Raw genomic sequence first — 18,289 nt, forward strand, 5'->3', positions numbered from 1 at the left:
CCATCTCCCTCTCGCCGCCTCACTTCGCCTCCGCGTGGCGGACGATCCGCAGTGCCCACCACATCCCCACGCCCTCCAGCACACCGCCGACGAGCAGGCAGCCCAGGCCCGCTCCGGTGTGCAGCAGGACGTGCAGCGGGTCCGCCCCGAGCGCGGCCCCCAGCAGGAGGCCCAGGACCGGCAGGCCGGCGAGCATCACCACCGTGGCGCGCGGGCCGGCCAACTGAGCCCTTAGGTCCGCACGTTGTTCGCGCTCCGCGCGCAACGCCGTCTCCAGCCGGTCGAGTCCGGCAGCCAGACCGGCGCCCTGGTCCACGGCAACCCGCCAGCACGCGGCGAGTCCCAGCAGTCCGTCGGCCCCCGGTTGCCGTGCGGCGACCGCGAGAGCCGTGGGCACGTCCCCGCCGAACCGTGCCGCCGCCAACACCGCGGGCTGTGCCGCGCCGAGCCCTCCGGAGTCCTGTGCGGCCCGCCGCAGCGCCTCCCCCGGCTGTCGACCGGCGAGCACCTCCCCGGCCAGCGCCGCGCACAGCGCGATCACCGCGTCCCCTCGGCGCTCTCCCGCCCGCCGGGTCTCGGCGGCCCGTCGCGCCCGGCGCAGCAGGGGCACCCCGGCCGCCCCCGCGACGACCGGCAGCACCGAACCGCCCAGCAGCGCCAGGACCAGCCCGGCGACCGGTGCCCACCATTCGGGTCGCCAGCGTCCCCGGAGCCTCCGCAGCTCGCCGGTGAGCTGCCGCCACGGAGGCGGCCCGCTGCCGACCACGCCTCCTCCGGCCAGGAGCAACTGCGCCCGCCTGGCCCCCGAGTACGGTCCGCCCAGCAGCCACGCCGCCGCTCCGGCACAGGCCACGGCCGCGGCCATCGGCACCTCACTCATCCCGCCCGTCCCTCCCTTCGTTCTCGTCGCCCCGCAGCAGTTCCCGCAGCCGCTCCCAGCCCCTTTCGTAGGCGAAGGCGTCCGCCCGCCACCGCAGTGCCGGCACAGTCCGCACCAGCCCGGACGGGTCCCGTTCCAGCACGTGCACCTCGGCGATCCGTCGCCGCCCGGCCGGGTCGCGCACAAGGTGCAGGACCACCGACAGAGCCGCCGCCAACTGGCTGTGCAGAGCGGCCCGATCGAGCCCGGCCGCCGTGCCGAGTGCCTCCAACCGGGCGGGGACGTCCGCGGCGGCGTTGGCATGGACGGTCCCGCAGCCGCCCTCGTGGCCCGTGTTGAGCGCGGCCAGCAGATGGACGACCTCCGGCCCGCGCACCTCGCCCACGACCATCCGGTCGGGCCGCATCCGCAGGGCCTGCCGCACCAGGTCCTCGAGCGTGACGAGTCCCGCTCCCTCCTGGTTCGCGGGTCTGGTCTCCAGGCGGACGACGTGCGGGTGGTCCGGTCGCAGTTCCGCGGAGTCCTCGGCGAGTACGATCCGCTCGCCCGGCCCGACGAGGCCCAGCAGCGCGCTCAGCAGGGTCGTCTTCCCGAACCCCGGACAAAGACACCACTGGTGAGCCACACTCAGGGCATGAAGACCACCCAGACAGCGGGCGGCCGGACGCGCGCCGTCATCTACTGCCGCATCAGCCAGGACCGCACCGGCGGCGGCCTCGGCGTGGAACGCCAGCAGCAGGACTGTGAGGCGCTCGCAGAGCGGAACGGCTGGGACGTCGTCGAGGTGTACGTCGACAACGACGTGAGCGCCTACAGCGGAAAGCGCCGCAAGGGCTACCAGAAGATGCTCGCCGACCTCGACCAGGGCACCGCGACCGTCGTCATCGTGTGGCACACCGACCGCTTGCACCGGTCGCCGTTGGAGCTCGAGGAGTACATCAACCTCTGCGAGAAGCGCGGCGTGAGCACGCACACCGTGCAGGCCGGGGCCCTCGACCTGGTGACCCCGAGCGGCCGGGCACAGGCCCGCTTCATGGGCGTCGTCGCCCGCCTGGAGTCGGAGCACAAGGGCGAACGCGTCGCCCGGGCCCGCCAGCAGAAGGCGCTGAAGGGCGAGTGGATGGGCGGCATCCGCCCGTTCGGCTGGGGCATGCCCACGGGCGAAACGAAGAAGAAGGTCGACCGGAAAACGGGCGAGGAGGTCGACGCGCCCGAGCTCGACATGCTGAAGGCCGTGCCCGAGGAGGCCGAGGCGCTGCGCCACTGGACGGACGAGATGCTGTCCGGCGCCTCGATCCGGTCGCTGGTGAAGTGGTGCGCCGACAAGGGCGTCACCACCACCCGCGGGAACCCCGTCACGCACACCGACATGCGCGACATGCTGCTGCGCCCGAGGAACGCCGGGATCGCCGTCTACCGGGGCGAGGAGGTAGGCCGGGGCAAGTGGGACCCGATCGTCGACGAGGCGAAGTACCGGGCCGTAGTGGCGATCCTGAAGGATCCGTCCCGGACGACGACCCCGGGTGCGACGCCGAAGTGGCTGGGCTCGCTGCTGTACCGGTGCGGCCGCGGGGACTGCCCGCACTTCGTGTACGTCACCCAGTCCGGCGGCCGGAGCTATCCGTCCTACCGGTGCCAGAGCGCGCACGGCGGGGGCCGGCGCGCCGAAGTGGTGGACCAGTACGTCGAGGAGACCGTCATCACCCGGCTGCAACAGCCGGACGCGCACGAGCTGCTCCTGCCGGGCTGGGGTGACGTGGACGTGGCCGGCCTACAGGCCGAGGCCGAGGAGATCCGTGGGCGGATGCGGGACCTGGGCGGCCTGTTCGGCGCCGGGCAGATCGACATGGTCGCGTTCACGGTGGGCACCGATACGGCGCGCGCGCAGCTGGACGGTGTCACGCATCAACTGGCCCGGGCTGCCACGCAGGACCCGCTCGCCGCTCTGGTGGGGGCGCCGGACGTGGGCAAGGCGTGGAAGGCGCTGGACCTGGACCAGAAGCGGAACGTATTGCGGGCGCTCGTCGAGGTGACGCTGAAGACGCCGCGCCCAGGCCGTATGCCGGACGGCGGGTACTTCGACTACGACGCCGTGGTGTTCGCATGGAAGCGGGGAGCTCGCACCATCGAATAGTCCGCAGGTGCGGGTCAACGCAGGCTCCTAGCCCCTTCGGGTCCGAGGCTTTCCCCTTCCGCGCCTCCCTTCCGCAGGGATCTTCTTCGCCTCAGGCTCCAGCAGGTACGCCCACTCATCGGGCAAATCGGGAGTGACGAAACCGTGCTTGTCGAACTCCGCGATAACCTCACGGACAGCTCGTTCATCTTCTGCTACATGCTCACGCCAACGCTCAACTGACGCCCTTTTAGCCAGGAGTTCTTCACCTGCGGCTCGCGCTGACTGCAGCCGTTCGAGCGCCTCCCTGTGCATCGCCGCTAGTCGCTTACCCTCGTCCGCCAACCCCTTATATTCTTCCGACAATAGATCGGTCGCAGCCTCGCGGTCGGCAATATTCGCCTCGCGCCGCTCCAGGATCACATCCATCTGGTGCTCAGCCTCAGCGATACGCGCTTCCAGCGCTTCAACATCCGGCCTCACCTGGTCAAGAGACGCTTCCGCTTCTGTCAGCTTTCCCTTGCTTCGCATGAGGTCGGCAAATTCTGGAAGCAGGGCACGAACAATATCCATGGCGTTGATCTCTTCAGAGGAGAAGTCGAAACCCGACTCCTCTCCAGAGAACCAGGCAGCCCAGTTGTACGTCTCGTCAGATCGCCCCGGCAGCCCCTCCGCCAAGCGCTCATACCCAACCGGGAAGGCAAGCTCTAGCGGAGAAATGCGGAGCGCTGCGGCAAATACCAAGAGCTCCGCCACACTGACATTAGCGCGCCGACCATTCTCAAAGTTGGCGATAACAGACCTCTGAATAGGCATGCCCAGCTTGGCGCACTCGTCGGCCAACTGCTGGGCGCTATAGCCGCGCCTGGCTCGATGCCGCCGGAGCTCCACCGCTACCTGCGCAGCCAGACGCTCGGGCCACCCCTGTTGTGTCATGGCAGCACAGTACGACACTGCTTGACACGCAGCAAGACAGCACTCCATGCTGTGATGCAAGTGCTCAACGGCTCACCGGAGTGACACGCCATGACACAAGTCGACACAGAGGCGCACGCGCTGACACGAGAAGAACTACTGGCCCTGCCAGCCAGCATCGACATCGTGACGGCTGGACGTGCGTTCGGGGTTGGCCGCACCACCGCCTACGCGTTGGCCCGAAGCGGGGAGTTTCCGTGTCAGGTCATTCGCGCGGGACGCTCCTACCGCGCCATCACGGCGGACCTGCTCCGCGTCCTGCACATCGCGCCCCACGGAGAACCCAGCAGCGTGGCCGGTCCCGAAGTCCAGTCGGGATCTGCCGCCTAAACGGCGGCGCCGCCGGAGTCCAGCCGGCGGCGCCAGTCGAGCAACCCAGTACCCACGCAATGAGAAACAGGGACAGCTCTATGCCCAAGGTACAGCTCCACACGACAGCATCGCCCGCACCCCTCACCCCCGAGCAGGTCTGTGACCTGCCCATGGACGAGCTCCTCGCAAGAGTGAACGGCGTACTCGACACCACCGAGATCAACGAGCCGAAGTTCATCGGCTACGTCACCGTCACCGCCTCCGGCCGCGTCACCATCCACACGCCGACGAAGGCCCACCCCGACACCCGCGACGGTGCCATCCGCTTCCTCATCACCACGCACCTCGAGCTGCCCACCCACCTGTTCCCCGACGTCTTCCAGGTCACCCGCTTCAGCATCGCTGACGAAGGGGCAAGGGCGTGACCGCCCTGGACGCTGCGCTGGCCGGGGGTGTGCAGCTCGTGGACACCCCCGGCCCGCCGCCCCGGCCCGCTCGGCCGCCGGGCTATTGGGAGCGCATCGACCGCATCGTGTCGCAGGCGCCCCCCTTGAGCGACGAACAGAAGGCCGTGATCCGGACGGCGTTCAGCACCGTGAGTCTCAACTCGATCAGCACTGTGGACGAATCCCGGGAGGCGGCATGAAGGGCCTGACGTACACCGAACGCGCCCAGTTCCTGGTCGTCGTCCACGACATGGGCGAAGGCGACGAGATCCCGGAAGCCTGCTTCCAACTCCTCAGCAAAGCCGAGTCCGACGTCGAAGCCCCTTGGGCGCGGTCCGAACCGTTCGCCGCCGAGAGGTACCTCGCCGCCCGCGGTGCCACCCCGAAGGCAGCAGCCGCCAACGCCGCCGAGTTCGAGCTCAGCATGCGGGCGCTGTACGCCCTCGCGACCGGTGAGCGCGCCCAGTCCTTCCAGGACCTGGCCGACTGGATCGCGAAGAACGTGGACGGCACACCGTGAGCGGCCACGGCACGGGGTCCGGTCAGTGGCCCGTCGCCGAGCCCGTCGACTTCGGTGCCCTCGGCACTGCCGAGCCCACCGACGACGAGCTGTACATGCAGCGCGCCGCCGAGCGGGCCCTGCACGAGATGGTCCTCGACTCCATCCAGCACGACCTGCGACAGCAGCCCACGCCCCTGTCGGTCCTCACCGCCGCCCGCAACTGGTGCACGCGCATCACCGCGGCCGCCGACGACATCGCCCGGGAGAAGCGCAAGGCCGCCTGACCGCGGGCGGGCGTCGACTCCCCCTGCGGCGCCCGCCCGCACCCCACGAACCACCCGATCCAGCTCGTAGAAGAGAGCACGTTCGTGACCGTCGGCCTCCGTATCCCCGCCGCACTCCCGGCCGCCGCCGCGGCCTACGCTGCCGCCGGCATCAAGGTCTTCCGCGTCCGCCGCAACAAGACCCCATACGCCAACTGCCCCCGGTGCGACCGGCAGAGCAGCATCTATATCAAGCACCGCCCCGAGGACTGCCAGTGCGGCATCCCCACCTGTCACGGATTCTGGGCGGCCACCACCGACCCGGCACTTATCCACAAGTGGTGGACAGAGGAGCCGGACGCCAACATCGGCGCGCCGTGCAAGCTCAACGGCTGGGCTGTCATCGACGTCGACCCCCGCAACGGAGGGCGGGAATCCCTGCTCGCCCTGGAGAAGCGCGTCGGCGTCCTGCCCGGCACCACCACGCAGGTCACCGGCGGCGACGGACTCCACATGCTGTACCTCTCACCTGGCTTCGACCTGCCTGGCGAACCGTTCCCCGGCATCGACTTCAAGCACAACGGCTACATCCTGCTCGCCCCGTCCATGCATGCATCCGGAGGGCGCTACCAGTGGGCAGGCGGGGTCCAGTTCCACGCGCCGACTGTCGCCTGGCCCGCAGCGCTGCTGCCCCGCAAGGAGCGCCCCGCCATCCCGGCGCCTCGCCCGGCACGCCACCGATTCCCGATCCACGGCGAACGGTCCAAGGGCAGGCCGGGCGGGGGCCGGATGTGGACCGTCACCGACCTCGTCCAGCACGTCATGGACGCGGGCAAGGGGCACCGGAACAACGCCTTCTTCTTCGCCGCCTGCCGCGCCCACGAGCTGGCCGAGCAGAACCTGATCGACCTCTGCGACGCCTGCTCTGGGCTGATGTCCGCTGCCGCAGCTGTCGGGCTCACCGAATCCGAAGCCCGCGCCAGCTTCGACAGTGCGGCCACCCGGCCCGGCGACAGGGGAGCCGCGTGACCACCGACATCGACCAGGCGATGGACGCCTACTTCGGTCCGGAGGGCGAAGATCCGCCTGACGACTGGGGGGAAGCCGCGCCTGCGGCCTCCGACCGTGAGCCGGCGCCGCGTACCTGGGCGCCGCAAGATCTTCGGTCGGTCCTCGACGGCACCTACCGGCCGCCGCAGCCCACCGTCGGCCGCCGCGACGACGGCATCGGGCTGTTCTACCCGGGCCGCATGAACAGCGTGGCCAGCGAGTCCGAGGCGGGCAAGACATGGTTCGCCCTGATCGCCTGCCTGCAAGAGATCAACGATGGCAACCACGTCCTGTACGTCGACTTCGAGGACGACGCGGGCGGAGTCGTCGGCCGACTGCTCTGCCTCGGCGGTGTGCCCGCCGACATCCTCGAACGGTTCCACTACGTCCGCCCCGAGAACCAGATGGGGCCCGTCGACGCGATCGACCTCGACGGCGTACTGCAACTCAGTCCGACGCTCGCCATCGTCGACGGAGTCACCGAGGGCATGAGCCTCTTCGGCCTCGAGCTGAAGGACAACACCGACATCGCCAAGTTCGGCCGGCTCCTGCTGCGGCCGCTGATGAACTCCGGCGCCGCCGTGGTCACCCTCGACCACGTCGTCAAGTCCTCGGAGAACCGCGGCCGGTACAGCATCGGTGGAGTCCACAAGCTCAACGGTCTCAACGGCGTGATGTACATGCTGGAGAACCACCGCCCGTTCGGCATCGGCGTCACCGGCAAGTCCATCATCCGCGTCGCCAAGGACCGGCCGGGCCAGATCCGCAAGAACGGGCTGTCGCACTCCAGCGGCATGCACTGGTACGCCGACCTCGTCGTCAAGTCGGAGACCCAGGAGTACGCCGAGGCCCACCTCTACGCCCCGCGGGAGCGCGATCCGGAAGACCGCGAGGCCGACGAGGACGAGAAGCGGATCGGCAAGCTGAAGGCCAAGGTGCTCGAGGCGCTCGACGGAGCGAAAGCGCCGCTGCCCGGCAAGGGCATCGAGGACCGGGTCGCCGGGCGTGCTGTCGATGTCCGTCGAGCGGTCGCGGCCCTCGTCGACAGCGGCCGCATCGTGACCGAGGCGGGGCCGCGCGGCGCCGTTCTCCACCGACTCGCAACCCCCGTCACACAACGGGATGAACCGCCCAAGGAGGACGCCGCCTGACCTCGTCCCGAGCATGGGACGAGGTCGGTTGCCCGAGTCTGTCCCACTTTGCCCTAGCTGCTTGATCCACACCACCCGTAGTTGACCTCGTCCGACCTCGTCCCACCTCGTCCGGGACGAGGTCGTGAGTCCTCGTCCCTCGTCCCACTTCTTTAGGTGGGACGAGGACGAGGTTACACAGAGGGGTTGCCCCAGCAGGCGACGGCGGGACGAGGTCACCACTACCGCACCAGGAGCCGATCCCATGCCCGTCCTCACCACAGCCGAGCCCGCACCGTGAACGTCGACGACGTCGTGGCCGAGAAGATCGCCGCCGCCCGGGCCCGCGCCGAAGCAGCCAAGCGCCGGCGCGCAGCATTCACCGCCGCCCGGCAGCGCGGCCTCGCCCACCGGCACGCCGCCAAGCTCCGCAACCAGGCCTCCGCCCGCACGACGGACGGACCCGCCCCCGCAGACAGCGAGGGCGACACCACCATCGAGGAGAACTCATGAAGCTCAGCACCGGCAGCACCCTCAGCATGACCCCGGCGACCGGCTGGGAGATCGCCTTCAACCTCGCCGGCGAGACCGGCGCGGTCGTCTGCCCGGTCATCGGGTGGGCCACGGTCGTAGCCGCCCACATGAACGACGGCACCGCCAGCACCGAGATCAAGCCCGCGTTCGTCTGGGGCGACATGGTCTGGACCGAGGCGGACCTGCGCGAGCACACCCCCGGCCTCGGCCTCATCACCCTTCGCCACGCCACGACGCCCGCCACCGCCGGCCCGTTCGCGCCCTGACCTGCACGCACGCCGGCCGGGCCCGCGGATATCGGGCCCGGCCTCCCGCCCAGCACACCACAGAAGGAGGCCATCGTGTCCGAACTCGACCACTGGATGGACCGGCTCACCGTCGCCTCGCAGGCCCTCGTCGGCGCCTTCGGCGATCTGCGTACCCGCGGCTACGACAAGGAGCCCGACATCAGCGCGGCCGCCCTCGACGACATCGAGCAGCTGGTCCGCGACCTGCGCGCCAACGGCTTCGGCTCCGAGGGCAGCACGGCGAAGGGGCGAGCCGTGCTGATCGAGGAGGCCAACCTCTACGCCGACCACACCTGCACCTGCCCCTACTGCCTGCACGCCGAGCCCGTCGGCCCCGCCGACATCGTCGCCCTGACCCTCACGATCGACCCGAAGGAACTGAACCGTGGCTAACGAGACCGTGATCACCGTGGTGGGGAATTTGGTGGACGACCCCGAACTGCGCTTCACTCCGGCCGGCGCGGCCGTCGCTAAGTTCCGCATCGCCTCCACCCCGCGCATCTACGACAAGCAGACGAGCGAGTGGAAGGACGGCGAGAGCCTGTTCCTCACCTGCTCCGTGTGGAGGCAGGCTGCCGAGAACGTCGCCGAGTCCCTCGCCCGCGGCGTCCGCGTCATCGTCCAGGGCCGGCTGAAGCAGCGGTCCTACGAGGACCGCGAGGGCGTGAAGCGCACGGTGTACGAGCTCGACGTCGACGAGGTCGGGCCGTCCCTCGCCCGCGCAACGGCGAAGGTCGAGCGGCAGAACAGGCAGGGCAATCCGCAGAACGTTCAGGCCGCCCCGCGTAGCGACGACCCCTGGGCGGGGGCAAAGCCCGCCACCGGCCAGCAGCAGCCCGCCGCGCAGGGCGCGGGCCACTCCGACGAGCCCCCCTTCTAGGAGTCGACGTGACCGCGAACGAGATCTCGATACTGGCCGTCGGCTTTGCCCTCGGCTGGATGGTGGCGAACGTCCTGCACGCCTACTGGGCTAGCAGGGAGGCGAGCCGGTCCGCCACCGCCGCACAGGCCGCGTGGAAGAACGCGGCCGGCGACCGGTACCTGGGCAGCCTCCGCCTCTACCAGCTGCAGCACCGGAGCCGGGTGTGACCGCGGCCTGCGGCCTGTGCGAGCGGGCCCTCGATCACGGCTACCTCTGCCCGGGCGACACCCTCGCCCTGGCGGAGCGCCTCGAGCGCATGCCGAAGCTGTACGCGGCGCTGGCCGGGTTCCTCACCCCGGCCGTCCGCGGCGGCGGCGAGCGCGTCTCGGCCAGCCGCACCGCCCCCGGGCTGCCCGTCGACGAGGCTGTCCTCGACCTCCGGTACGGGGGCATCGCCCTCGTCCTGGAGGGCTGGCGGTCGGACGTGCAGCGGGTGCGTGGCTGGGGCGAGCCCGCCGTCACCGGCAGCGTCGAGCGGCGCGTGCTGGCCGCGGCCCGCTGGATCGGGATGAGCCTGGACTGGATCGCCGCCGCGTACCCGGCGGCTGGCGATCTGGCCCGGGAGGTCCGCGAGATGGAGGGTGCCGCGCTGTCGATCGTCGGCGCGCTGCCGGAGCGGGGCCGGCGGATCGGGCAGTGCGTGTCGATCGATGCGTCCGGCGTCATCTGCGGCGCGGTCATCCGGCACCAGCCTGGGCAGACCAGGCTGGTGTGTGAGTGGTGCCACGCGGTGTACGCCACGGAGCAGGACTGGCTGCTGCTCCTGCACCACCAGCCGAAGGAGTCGGTGTGACAGGGCGCATCGTGACCTGCCGCGTGCTGTCGGGGCGCGGCATCCAGTGCACCGGTGAGGCGGTCGACCCGGGCGCCGAACTGAAGATCTGCGCACGGCACTTGGCCGAGGCGCAGCGCCTCATACATCAGGCGTTCGAGCGGGCCGCGCGCAAGGGCAAGGGCCCGGCGTGACCCCCTTGACCGGGATAAGTAGGGGTGCTTATCCTTGTACTCAGGCAGTCACCTCCGGTACGAGGAGGGACGTGACTACGTGGAAAGCACGGCACGACGATGCCGTCCGCAAGCAGCAAGCCGCACAGCAGGCCTACCAGGACGCCACCGACGAACGGGCCCTCGCCCTCCTCGCCGGCGTCGAAGAACTCGGCACACAAGCAGCCGTCGCCCGAGAGCTCGGCATCAAGACCCCGAGCGTCAACCAGGCCATCCGCGCCTACCAGAAGAAGACCGAGTAACACCCACAACTGAAGACGGCCCAAGGCCGGGATTGCCGTCCCAGCCAAGGGCCTGACCGAGACCGCCTTCCTGACTAGACCAGGAGGAGATCCGGCTATGGCCGATCTTTCCATGCCTTCATGCGGGGACGACACCGCCCCGCTGCCCGGCTTCGGGCCCACCGACGTCATTCCCGCCGACGAGAACGCCGAGCCGTTCGCTGTCGTCCAGGTCGCCCTCACCCTGACCCGCGACCAGCTGCGAACCGCCCTCGCCATCGGCCACGCCGAACTTGCAGCCGAACCGTCCCTGGCGGACATGGGTGTCCTCGACGTCCGCCGCGAAGTCGAGGGCTACCTCGCTGTCGGCGCCATCTTCGAACTCGAGCGGGAAGCCGACGCCATGAGGCTGTCCGCGGAGCTGACGGCCGAGCTCGACGCAGCCATCGACCGCGCCTACACCCGCCCCGCCGGCGAGGCCCGGGCGCAGAGTCCCCGCTACCGCGACGGCACCGTCATCCTCGACACCCTCGACCACGGCGAGGTCGCCATCCCCGAGCCCGCATGGTGCACCGGCCACGACGGCGAACTCGTCGGTCACCTCGTCGACGTCACCCACAACGGCCCGCCCGTGAAGGCCAGCGCCAACACCCATGAGCTGGGCCTCGTCGAGATCATGACCGCGTGCATCAGCCACGCCCCGCACGCTGTCGAGCAGCCGGAGCCCCACCCGGTGCTGTCACTGCACCTCGACGTCACCGCCGATCTGTCGCCCGCCGACGGTCGGCAGGTCGCCCAAGGGCTGCGCGTCGCCTCGCTGCGCCTCGACCGCGCTCTCGCCGAGGTCGCCCGACTGCGAGGTGAGCGCCCGTGAGCATCCGGGACCGCGCCCGCGAGGCGCTGTACAACGCCATGAACACCAGCGACGGCACGCCCGCCTCCGCGCGCCGCGCCACGCAGCTCGCTGCCGTCGCCGCCAACGCCGCAGCCGACCAAGGCCACACCGGCGCCGCAACGGCGATCGCCGTCGCCGGGGCCGCAGCGGTGGCCGCCGAAGGCGCCCTGTCCAACTACGTCTACCCGCCCGGCAACTACGCCACGTTCCGAGGGGAGGCGACGCAGTGACCACTCTGCTCGCCTGGTCCCACGCCAACCCGCTCGCCACCGGGGCCGCCGCCGCCCTGCTGTTGGCCGCCCTCGCATGGCTTGCCCGCGGCATCGGCAAGGCCGCCGACTGGCCGCCCGCCGCCGTCGCCGTCGCCGCCCTCGCCGCCCTCGCCTGCACCGCCTACAGCGCAGACACCAGCTGGCGGTTCGCCGGGCACCGCCTCGGCATGGCGTCCGCCGGCGAGCGGGCCGCGCTGTTCGCCGCCGCGGAGCTCGCGCTGTTCGCCTGCGCCCTGATGGCCCGCCAGAACCTCCGCACCAAGGGCGCCCCCGGCACACCCGGCGTCCTGGTCTGGGTCATCACCGGTGTGCAGATCATCCCCGCCTACTCGGAGTCCGGGATCGTCGGCGGCACCGTCCGCGCCGTCGTCGGCCCCGTCATGGCCGCCCTGCTCTGGCACCTCGCCATGGGCATCGAACTCCGGCACGCCCGCCCGGACGCCGCCTCGACCAGCCTGCCCGCCCTGATCGCCCGCGAGGCCCGCGAGCGCCTGCTCTCCCGCCTCGGCCTCGCGGTCCGGGACCGTACCGCGGAGCAGATCACCCGGGACCGGGCCATGGTCCGCGCCGTCGCCCTGGCCGCGAAGCTCGCCACGATGAAGGCCGGCACCCGCGGCCGGGCCCGCGTCGAGCGGCGCCTGTCCGTCGCCGTCGGCAAGGCCCAGGCCGGCGCGGACAGCGAGCAGCGGGCCCGGCTCCTCGACCTCCTCGCCGCCCGCCGCCACGCCGCATCCCTCGCCACCATCGATCTGCCGTCCCCGTGGCAGGACGCCACCGAGGACGCGCCGGACACCGAGGACGCCCCCGCGTCCGGCCCCGTCCCGCCCTTTCCGCGTCCCGTCCCGCCCAGGGCCCGGCTGCTGCCGATCGTCTCCCGCCCGGCACCGACGCCGCCGCCCGGCCAGGACGGCGAGGACACGACCGAGGACGGCGAGGACGAACAGGACGCGCCCCCGCCCGAGCCGCCCCTGATGACGACCGCCGACGTCGCCGACCACTACGGCGTCGAGCCCTCCACCGTCAGGAACTGGGTTGCCGCCGGACGCCTCGCCCCGTTCAAGAAGGACGCCCGAGGACGCAACCTGTTCCACCCCGACCAGCTGACCGCGCCCTGGCAGGGGGTGCCGGTATGAAGGCGCTCCTGCTCGGCGCCGTCCTCGGCGTCCTCCTCCTCTGCCCGCCCGCACTGTCGCTCGCCGCCACCGTGGCAACCGCCGCACAGCCCGCCGTCCTCGTCTTCACCCTCGGCGTCCTGGCCCGTCCCACCCTCGTCCGGAGCGTCCGGAGGTGGACCGCGTGAGCGACGCCCTCGCCAAGGCAGAAGCCGCGGTCCGGGACGCCCAGACCGACACCGTCGCCGTACAGCTCGCGCTCGCTGCGGTCGAGCTGGCCAAGACGGCAGCTGCCCAGCAGCAGGCCTCCGCCCAGCCGCCCGCTCCGGCCCGCCCGGAATTCGACGCCCGCAAGTGGTTCGTCCTCGGCGGCCTGGGGATCGCGGGCGGCCTGGTCGCCTCGCTGTTCGCCGTCGCCGTCGCCATCGGCGCCGTATCGGTCGCCATCCTCGCCCTGGTCCTGCGCGGACTGTGGGCCGACTTCCAGAAGGGCCGCTGACCTGCCCTTCCGTCCTCCGCAACCGTTGCCGTCTGAGCAGCGGTTGCGGGGGTGCGGTGGGGCCGGACAGCCCGGCCCGCAACCCGAGAGGACCCGATCATGAGCTGGGGCAAGTCGATCGACCGCGTGGACGACGCACACGAGGCACACGTCAAGGCCTGCCAGACGCACGGCGCCGACTCGCCTCAGGCGCAGGCCGCCGACCAGAACGCCGACGCCGAAGAGGCCCGGCACATCCGCGAGCACTACAAGCCCTTCTTCCGCCACTGACCCGAGAGGACCCCATGGACGACCTGAAGTTCTCCGACTTCACCACCGGCGAGAAGGTGCGCATCGCCGCCCTGACGGCACGGATGGCGAAGCGCGGCCTGGCCGACGACGGCAGCGACCGCGTCGACACCAGCGACCTGAAGAAGCGCATCGAGCGCATCGAGAAGCAGGCCCTGCGCCGCAAGCAGAAGTAGCCACGCCCCGGGGACGGCCCTCACCGGCAAGTCAGCGGCCGTCCCCGGGCCCCGGACCGCCCAACCGAACGACCGGAGAGACCAGCATGACGGACACCCTCGCCCCGCCCATCACCGACCAGCCGACCCCGGTCGCCACCGAGGCCGCCCCGCCAGCCGATCCCGCCACCCCGGCCCCGCCCGTACCCGTCGACAATCCCAAGCTGCCCGACCCCGGCGTGACCACCGAGCGGCGCCGCCCCGTCATCACCCCGTGGCTGCGCTCCCGCCGCGACCTGGTCGCCACCGTCGAACGCGCCGCCGGCCACGCCGGATACGCCACCGCCTACCACGGCCTGCGCGCCCCCTGGTACGCCACGCAGCTCACTCTCATGGCCCCGCGCGGCGCCGCCCGCCTGGTCACCTCGACGAACCGGTGGGTGTGGGACCGCGAAGCCGCGCCGCTCCGCGACTTCGCCGTGCGCTCCGACGACGTCGAGGAGTACATGCGCCTCGCCCGCCTCCGCGGCGGACGCGTCCGCCTGCGCGGCCTCGTCACCATCGTGGCCTGCACGTTCGGCCTCGGCTTCAGCATCTGGCTGTACGTCATGGCCCCCGAGTTCCTGTACGCCTTCGCGGCCGGCGGGGTGCTCACCCTCGGCTACTTCGGCCAGCAGCCCGACGCCCCCGTCATCGGCCCCGCCGTCATGCGCACCGAGCTCCAGAAGCTCACCGGCACCATCGTCCTGCGCGCCCTGGACTCCATCGGCAACCCGCGTATCTCCGCCGCCGTCAAGAAGGGCGGCGACATGAACGGCATGCGCTTCACCAGCGAAATCACCCGCGACGGCCCCGGCTACCGCGCCGACCTCGACCTGCCCTACGGCGTCGTGCCCGAGGACATCATGGAGCAGCGCCAGGCCCTCGCTTCCGGGCTCCGCCGCAAGCTGGGCTGCGTCTGGCCGTCCGGCGACCCCGACGAGCACGAGGGCCGCCTGATCCTGTGGGTCGGCGATAAGCCCATGAACGAGACCACCAAGCCCCCGTGGCCCCTGCTGAAGGACGGCCAAGTCGACCTGTTCAAGCCCGTCGTCTTCGGCAACGACCAGCGCATGCGGGACATCGTCGTCTGCCTGATGTTCGTCTCCGTCGTCATCGGCTCCGTCCCCCGCATGGGCAAGACGTTCCTGCTCAGGCTGCTGCTGCTCATCGCCTCCCTCGACCCGCGCGCGGGGATCCTCGCCTTCGACTTCAAGGGCACCGGCGACCTCGGCCCGCTCGAGCCCGTCTGCCACCGCTACCGCTCCGGCGAGGAAGACGACGACCTGCTGTACGTCCTGCACGCCATGCGCGAGCTCAAGGAAGAGCTGCGCCGCCGCGCGAAGGTCATCCGCAACCTGCCCAAGTCCCGCTGCCCCGAGTCGAAGGTCACCCCGGCCCTGGCCAGCGACAAGAGCCTCGGCCTGCACCCCATCGTCGTCGGCTTCGACGAGTGCCAAGTCCCCTTCGAGCACGAGAAGTACGGCGCCGAGCTCGAATCCATCTGCACCGACATCGCCAAGCGCGGGCCCGCCCTCGGCATCGTCGGTATGTTCGCCACCCAGCGCCCCGACGCCAAGAGCCTGCCGCCCGGCATCAGCGCGAACGCCATCCTCAGGTTCTGCCTCAAGGTCATGAGCCACACCGCGAACGACATGGTGCTGGGCACCGGCGCCCACAAGGCCGGCATCCGCGCCACCATGTTCTCCCGCTCCGACCGCGGCATCTGCTTCATGTCCGGCGAGGGCGACGACCCCGTCATCGCCGCATCCGCCTTCGTGGACGGCCCCGCAGCCGAGGGCGTCGTCGCACGCGCCCGCGAGCTGCGCGAGGCCTACGGCAACATCACCGGCCACGCCATCGGCGAGGGCCCGTCCACGTCGCGCGGCATGGACGTCCTCGGCGACGTGCTGAAGGTGTTCCGCGCCGACGACGAGCAGCTGTGGTGCGAGCGGATCGCCGCGCGCCTCGCCGAGGCCTGGCCCGACGTCTACGGCGAGTGGACCACCGCGTCCGTCGCCCCCGCGCTGAAGCCGTGGGGCGTCGCCACCACCGACGTCTGGGCCGCCGGAGACGACGGCAAGGGCACCACCAAGCGCGGCATCAAGCGCGCCGACGTCGCCGCCGCCCTCACCCGCCGGGACGCCGACCGGGCCGCCGCGTAGCCCCAGGACGGCCACTAGGCCTAGCACCCCGCCCCGCTAGGCCTAGCACCTCCGCTAGCACCACAACCCGCCTCTGACCTGCGACCTAGCGTCTAGCAGCCGGGGCCCCGTAGACGCCGAAACACGCCCTCCGGAAGGCAACCAGACCCCATGCTGATCGCTAGCGCCCTCGTCCTCGCCGCCCTCGGCTACTACTGCGTCCTCTGCGCCGTGAAACCGTTCGGCCCCTGCCGCCGATGCCACGGAGCGGGCGGGGTCCTCCGGTTCGGGAAGCCCCGAGCCTGCCCGCGCTGCCGAGGAAAGAAGCTCCGGCTACGCCTCGGCCGGCGCGCCCACAACGCCTGGCGACGCGCCTACGACGCTGGAGCCCGCTGACGCATCATGGGGGCATGGACGACCGCTACGCCCCGCCCGGCCAGCTCACCGCCGCACAGACCCGCCACGCCCTCGGCATCACCGCCGGAGCCCTCCGCAACCTCGTCTACCGCGGCCAGCTCACCCGGGCCAGCGGCACCGAACGACACCCCCGCTACGACGCCAAGGCCGTCGCCGCCATCGTTGCCGCGCGCGCCGAACGCGCAGTCGCTTGACCGCAGGTCAGCCAGCGTGTGACGATCCGGGTGTACAACTGTGCCCTCAACCGGCACCACAGACACACGACGAAGCCCCAGCCGACTGCTCACCGGCTGGGGCTTCGTCGTGTCACCCGCACGGGTCACAACCCGGACACACGCCCCCCGGGCGACCGCCACGCGGCAGATGATGCCCCCTCAGCACCGCACGTCCTTGGGGGGACCATGAACACCCGCACCGCAGCCTGCGCCGCCCTGCTCGCCCTCGCCGCCCTCACCGGCTGCTCCGACACGGACAGCGGCTCCGATGACGTCGCGGCCTGCAAGACCGCCATGGCCAAGCAGCTCGAGCAAGGCGTAGCCGCCAGGACCAACGCCTCTCCCATGCCTACCGGCAGCCGGCCCCCTGCGTGCGCCGGCGTCGACGACGCCACCCTCACCCGCCTCACCGGCGAGGTCACCACCGAGTGGCTCGACAGCGACCAGGCCGACAAGGTCGCCGAGGACGCTCTCAAGAGCGCCACCCCGGCCGCCGTCCCCACCGGGCCCGAGATCTCTGCCGACTGCCGGGCCTGGATCGAGCGCGAGCTCCTCGACTCCTCCGACAGCATCGACGCCACCGCCGGCAGCAGCGCCTGCGGCGACATGTCCGATGCCGAACTCGACGCCGCCATTGAGGCCGTCACCGACGACCTGGTCGAGCAGGACGCCACCCCAGCGCCCTGACCCGGAGGAGACGCCCGTGCCCGGCAACCCCCGCAACGGGCGCCCCTACCGCAGGCTCTGCGCCTGGCTCCGCGCCCAGCACCTACCGTGCTGGCTCTGCGGCCACAACATCGGCTACGACCTCGACGCCCGCCACCCGCTCAGCTTCACCCTCGATCACGAGGTCCCGCTCAGCCGCGGCGGCCGCCTCCTCGACCCGGCCAACGCCCGGCCGGCGCACCGGCGGTGCAACAGCAGCAAGGGCAACCGCACCCCGGCGCCACCCAAGGCGGCACCACAGCGCGCCTCACGAAGGTGGTGACGCCGTGCTGTACGTCGTCACAGGTCCGCCGGCCGCGGGAAAGTCCAGCTGGATCCAGTCGCACGCCACCGCGCGGGACATCGTCATCGACCTGGACCGCATCACCGTCGCCCTCACCGGACCCGGCGCACCCAACTGGAACCACGACCCGCTGCACCAGCGCGTCGCCCAGCGCGCCCGCTACGCCGCCATCGACGAGGCTTGCCAGATGCTGGACAAGCTCGACGTCTACCTGATCCACACGATGCCCAGCGCCAAGGCGATGGCCAAGTACAAGCGGCTCAAGGCCCGCATCGTCGTCGTCGACCCCGGCCAGGCCATCATCACGGAACGTATTGCCGCGATGCGGTCGCCAGAGATGGAGCGCGTCGCCACCCGTTGGTACAACGCGCGACGCTCTCAACCCCGCGCCGGCATGCCGCAGGCGTCCCGACGGTGGTGAATCGGACATAAGGGTAGAGAGCTGGGTCAAAAGTCGGGAAGCGGACCGGGCGACCCAAACGCCCTTGTCGCCCGATTTTTTGCGCGGCCGAATCTTAAAGATCATTCCGCGCGAACTCGGTTCAGCCTTCCAAGTTGGTCACCCTGCGTCACGTCACCCTGAGTGACGGAGAGCTTTTCACGC

General features: G+C 71.1%; 29 protein-coding genes and 1 pseudogene. 27 read left to right on the forward strand and 3 right to left on the reverse strand.

What is annotated here, in order from left to right; translation table 11 throughout:
- Window positions 1-19: 19 nt before the first annotated feature.
- Both ACIRPU_RS12390 and ACIRPU_RS12395 read right to left on the reverse strand, forming a co-directional pair.
- Window positions 20-880 carry a type II secretion system F family protein gene (locus tag ACIRPU_RS12390; protein ID WP_403865356.1) on the reverse strand — a complete coding sequence of 287 codons (861 nt, stop codon included), beginning with the start codon at window positions 878-880 and terminating at the stop codon, window positions 20-22.
- Window positions 873-1,478 (reverse strand): annotated as a pseudogene (locus ACIRPU_RS12395) (ATPase, T2SS/T4P/T4SS family); the annotation flags it as partial. The pseudogene ACIRPU_RS12395 and the gene ACIRPU_RS12390, both read right to left, overlap by 8 nt.
- Before the next feature lie 36 nt (window positions 1,479-1,514).
- Here ACIRPU_RS12395 and ACIRPU_RS12400 point away from each other — a divergent pair.
- Window positions 1,515-3,014, forward strand: a complete 1,500-nt coding sequence (locus ACIRPU_RS12400; RefSeq protein ID WP_403865359.1) for a recombinase family protein — start codon at window positions 1,515-1,517, stop codon at window positions 3,012-3,014.
- A 27-nt stretch (window positions 3,015-3,041) separates the two neighbouring features.
- Here ACIRPU_RS12400 and ACIRPU_RS12405 read toward each other — a convergent pair whose 3' ends face one another.
- The gene (locus ACIRPU_RS12405) at window positions 3,042-3,929 is read right to left on the reverse strand and encodes a helix-turn-helix domain-containing protein (RefSeq protein WP_403865362.1); all 888 of its coding nucleotides are present in this window, start codon (window positions 3,927-3,929) and stop codon (window positions 3,042-3,044) included.
- 449 nt (window positions 3,930-4,378) lie between these two features.
- Here ACIRPU_RS12405 and ACIRPU_RS12410 point away from each other — a divergent pair, with 449 nt between their 5' ends.
- The 26 genes from ACIRPU_RS12410 to ACIRPU_RS12535 all read left to right on the forward strand — a co-directional run bounded on the left by ACIRPU_RS12410 (window position 4,379) and on the right by ACIRPU_RS12535 (window position 18,106).
- The gene (locus tag ACIRPU_RS12410; protein WP_403865365.1) at window positions 4,379-4,705 is read left to right on the forward strand and encodes a hypothetical protein; all 327 of its coding nucleotides are present in this window, start codon (window positions 4,379-4,381) and stop codon (window positions 4,703-4,705) included.
- Window positions 4,702-4,926 (forward strand): hypothetical protein, encoded by a 225-nt coding sequence (locus ACIRPU_RS12415; protein WP_403865367.1) that lies wholly within the window; start codon window positions 4,702-4,704, stop codon window positions 4,924-4,926. Before ACIRPU_RS12410 ends, ACIRPU_RS12415 begins: the two co-directional genes overlap by 4 nt.
- Window positions 4,923-5,246: a hypothetical protein gene (locus ACIRPU_RS12420; RefSeq protein ID WP_403865370.1), complete on the forward strand. Its 324-nt coding sequence runs from the start codon at window positions 4,923-4,925 to the stop codon at window positions 5,244-5,246. Before ACIRPU_RS12415 ends, ACIRPU_RS12420 begins: the two co-directional genes overlap by 4 nt.
- Complete coding sequence (locus ACIRPU_RS12425; protein ID WP_403865373.1) at window positions 5,243-5,512, forward strand: hypothetical protein; 270 nt, start codon at window positions 5,243-5,245, stop codon at window positions 5,510-5,512. Before ACIRPU_RS12420 ends, ACIRPU_RS12425 begins: the two co-directional genes overlap by 4 nt.
- A gap of 84 nt (window positions 5,513-5,596) precedes the next feature.
- Window positions 5,597-6,520 carry a bifunctional DNA primase/polymerase gene (locus ACIRPU_RS12430; protein WP_403865376.1) on the forward strand — a complete coding sequence of 308 codons (924 nt, stop codon included), beginning with the start codon at window positions 5,597-5,599 and terminating at the stop codon, window positions 6,518-6,520.
- On the forward strand, window positions 6,517-7,692 hold the full coding sequence (locus ACIRPU_RS12435) for a DNA primase (RefSeq protein ID WP_403865379.1): 1,176 nt from the start codon (window positions 6,517-6,519) through the stop codon (window positions 7,690-7,692). Before ACIRPU_RS12430 ends, ACIRPU_RS12435 begins: the two co-directional genes overlap by 4 nt.
- Before the next feature lie 276 nt (window positions 7,693-7,968).
- A complete protein-coding gene (locus tag ACIRPU_RS12440) occupies window positions 7,969-8,184 on the forward strand; it encodes a hypothetical protein (protein ID WP_403865381.1) in 216 nt (71 codons plus the stop codon).
- The gene (locus ACIRPU_RS12445; RefSeq protein WP_403865384.1) at window positions 8,181-8,471 is read left to right on the forward strand and encodes a hypothetical protein; all 291 of its coding nucleotides are present in this window, start codon (window positions 8,181-8,183) and stop codon (window positions 8,469-8,471) included. The genes ACIRPU_RS12440 and ACIRPU_RS12445 overlap by 4 nt, the downstream gene beginning before the upstream one ends.
- 75 nt (window positions 8,472-8,546) lie before the next feature.
- Window positions 8,547-8,885, forward strand: a complete 339-nt coding sequence (locus ACIRPU_RS12450; protein ID WP_403865387.1) for a hypothetical protein — start codon at window positions 8,547-8,549, stop codon at window positions 8,883-8,885.
- Entirely contained in the window at window positions 8,878-9,372 is a 495-nt protein-coding gene (locus ACIRPU_RS12455) for a single-stranded DNA-binding protein (protein ID WP_403865390.1), read from the forward strand. Before ACIRPU_RS12450 ends, ACIRPU_RS12455 begins: the two co-directional genes overlap by 8 nt.
- Window positions 9,373-9,380: 8 nt before the next feature.
- Window positions 9,381-9,581, forward strand: a complete 201-nt coding sequence (locus ACIRPU_RS12460) for a hypothetical protein (RefSeq protein WP_403865393.1) — start codon at window positions 9,381-9,383, stop codon at window positions 9,579-9,581.
- On the forward strand, window positions 9,578-10,207 hold the full coding sequence (locus tag ACIRPU_RS12465; protein ID WP_403865396.1) for a hypothetical protein: 630 nt from the start codon (window positions 9,578-9,580) through the stop codon (window positions 10,205-10,207). The genes ACIRPU_RS12460 and ACIRPU_RS12465 overlap by 4 nt, the downstream gene beginning before the upstream one ends.
- On the forward strand, window positions 10,204-10,380 hold the full coding sequence (locus ACIRPU_RS12470; RefSeq protein ID WP_403865399.1) for a hypothetical protein: 177 nt from the start codon (window positions 10,204-10,206) through the stop codon (window positions 10,378-10,380). Before ACIRPU_RS12465 ends, ACIRPU_RS12470 begins: the two co-directional genes overlap by 4 nt.
- A 71-nt stretch (window positions 10,381-10,451) precedes the next feature.
- Window positions 10,452-10,661, forward strand: coding sequence for a hypothetical protein (locus ACIRPU_RS12475; RefSeq protein ID WP_384110222.1), 210 nt, complete (start codon window positions 10,452-10,454; stop codon window positions 10,659-10,661).
- A gap of 97 nt (window positions 10,662-10,758) precedes the next feature.
- On the forward strand, window positions 10,759-11,514 hold the full coding sequence (locus tag ACIRPU_RS12480; RefSeq protein ID WP_403865402.1) for a DUF6907 domain-containing protein: 756 nt from the start codon (window positions 10,759-10,761) through the stop codon (window positions 11,512-11,514).
- A complete protein-coding gene (locus ACIRPU_RS12485; RefSeq protein ID WP_403865405.1) occupies window positions 11,511-11,765 on the forward strand; it encodes a hypothetical protein in 255 nt (84 codons plus the stop codon). The genes ACIRPU_RS12480 and ACIRPU_RS12485 overlap by 4 nt, the downstream gene beginning before the upstream one ends.
- The gene (locus ACIRPU_RS12490) at window positions 11,762-12,940 is read left to right on the forward strand and encodes a helix-turn-helix domain-containing protein (protein WP_403865408.1); all 1,179 of its coding nucleotides are present in this window, start codon (window positions 11,762-11,764) and stop codon (window positions 12,938-12,940) included. Before ACIRPU_RS12485 ends, ACIRPU_RS12490 begins: the two co-directional genes overlap by 4 nt.
- A complete protein-coding gene (locus ACIRPU_RS12495) occupies window positions 12,937-13,107 on the forward strand; it encodes a hypothetical protein (protein WP_403865410.1) in 171 nt (56 codons plus the stop codon). The genes ACIRPU_RS12490 and ACIRPU_RS12495 overlap by 4 nt, the downstream gene beginning before the upstream one ends.
- Window positions 13,104-13,418, forward strand: coding sequence for a hypothetical protein (locus ACIRPU_RS12500; protein ID WP_403865413.1), 315 nt, complete (start codon window positions 13,104-13,106; stop codon window positions 13,416-13,418). The genes ACIRPU_RS12495 and ACIRPU_RS12500 overlap by 4 nt, the downstream gene beginning before the upstream one ends.
- Before the next feature lie 99 nt (window positions 13,419-13,517).
- The gene (locus ACIRPU_RS12505; protein ID WP_403865416.1) at window positions 13,518-13,688 is read left to right on the forward strand and encodes a hypothetical protein; all 171 of its coding nucleotides are present in this window, start codon (window positions 13,518-13,520) and stop codon (window positions 13,686-13,688) included.
- Between the two features lie 14 nt (window positions 13,689-13,702).
- Window positions 13,703-13,882 (forward strand): DUF6257 family protein, encoded by a 180-nt coding sequence (locus ACIRPU_RS12510; RefSeq protein ID WP_403865419.1) that lies wholly within the window; start codon window positions 13,703-13,705, stop codon window positions 13,880-13,882.
- Window positions 13,883-13,968: 86 nt separating this feature from the next.
- The gene (locus ACIRPU_RS12515) at window positions 13,969-16,065 is read left to right on the forward strand and encodes a cell division protein FtsK (protein ID WP_403865422.1); all 2,097 of its coding nucleotides are present in this window, start codon (window positions 13,969-13,971) and stop codon (window positions 16,063-16,065) included.
- Between the two features lie 389 nt (window positions 16,066-16,454).
- Window positions 16,455-16,655: a hypothetical protein gene (locus ACIRPU_RS12520; RefSeq protein WP_403865425.1), complete on the forward strand. Its 201-nt coding sequence runs from the start codon at window positions 16,455-16,457 to the stop codon at window positions 16,653-16,655.
- A 207-nt stretch (window positions 16,656-16,862) separates the two neighbouring features.
- A complete protein-coding gene (locus tag ACIRPU_RS12525) occupies window positions 16,863-17,363 on the forward strand; it encodes a hypothetical protein (RefSeq protein ID WP_403865428.1) in 501 nt (166 codons plus the stop codon).
- A 16-nt stretch (window positions 17,364-17,379) separates the two neighbouring features.
- Window positions 17,380-17,664: an HNH endonuclease gene (locus ACIRPU_RS12530; RefSeq protein WP_403865431.1), complete on the forward strand. Its 285-nt coding sequence runs from the start codon at window positions 17,380-17,382 to the stop codon at window positions 17,662-17,664.
- A gap of 4 nt (window positions 17,665-17,668) precedes the next feature.
- Entirely contained in the window at window positions 17,669-18,106 is a 438-nt protein-coding gene (locus ACIRPU_RS12535; RefSeq protein ID WP_403865434.1) for an AAA family ATPase, read from the forward strand.
- Window positions 18,107-18,289 lie beyond the last annotated feature (183 nt).

This window comes from Streptomyces sp. NPDC102259, from assembly GCF_044766465.1.
Taxonomy (GTDB): domain Bacteria; phylum Actinomycetota; class Actinomycetes; order Streptomycetales; family Streptomycetaceae; genus Streptomyces.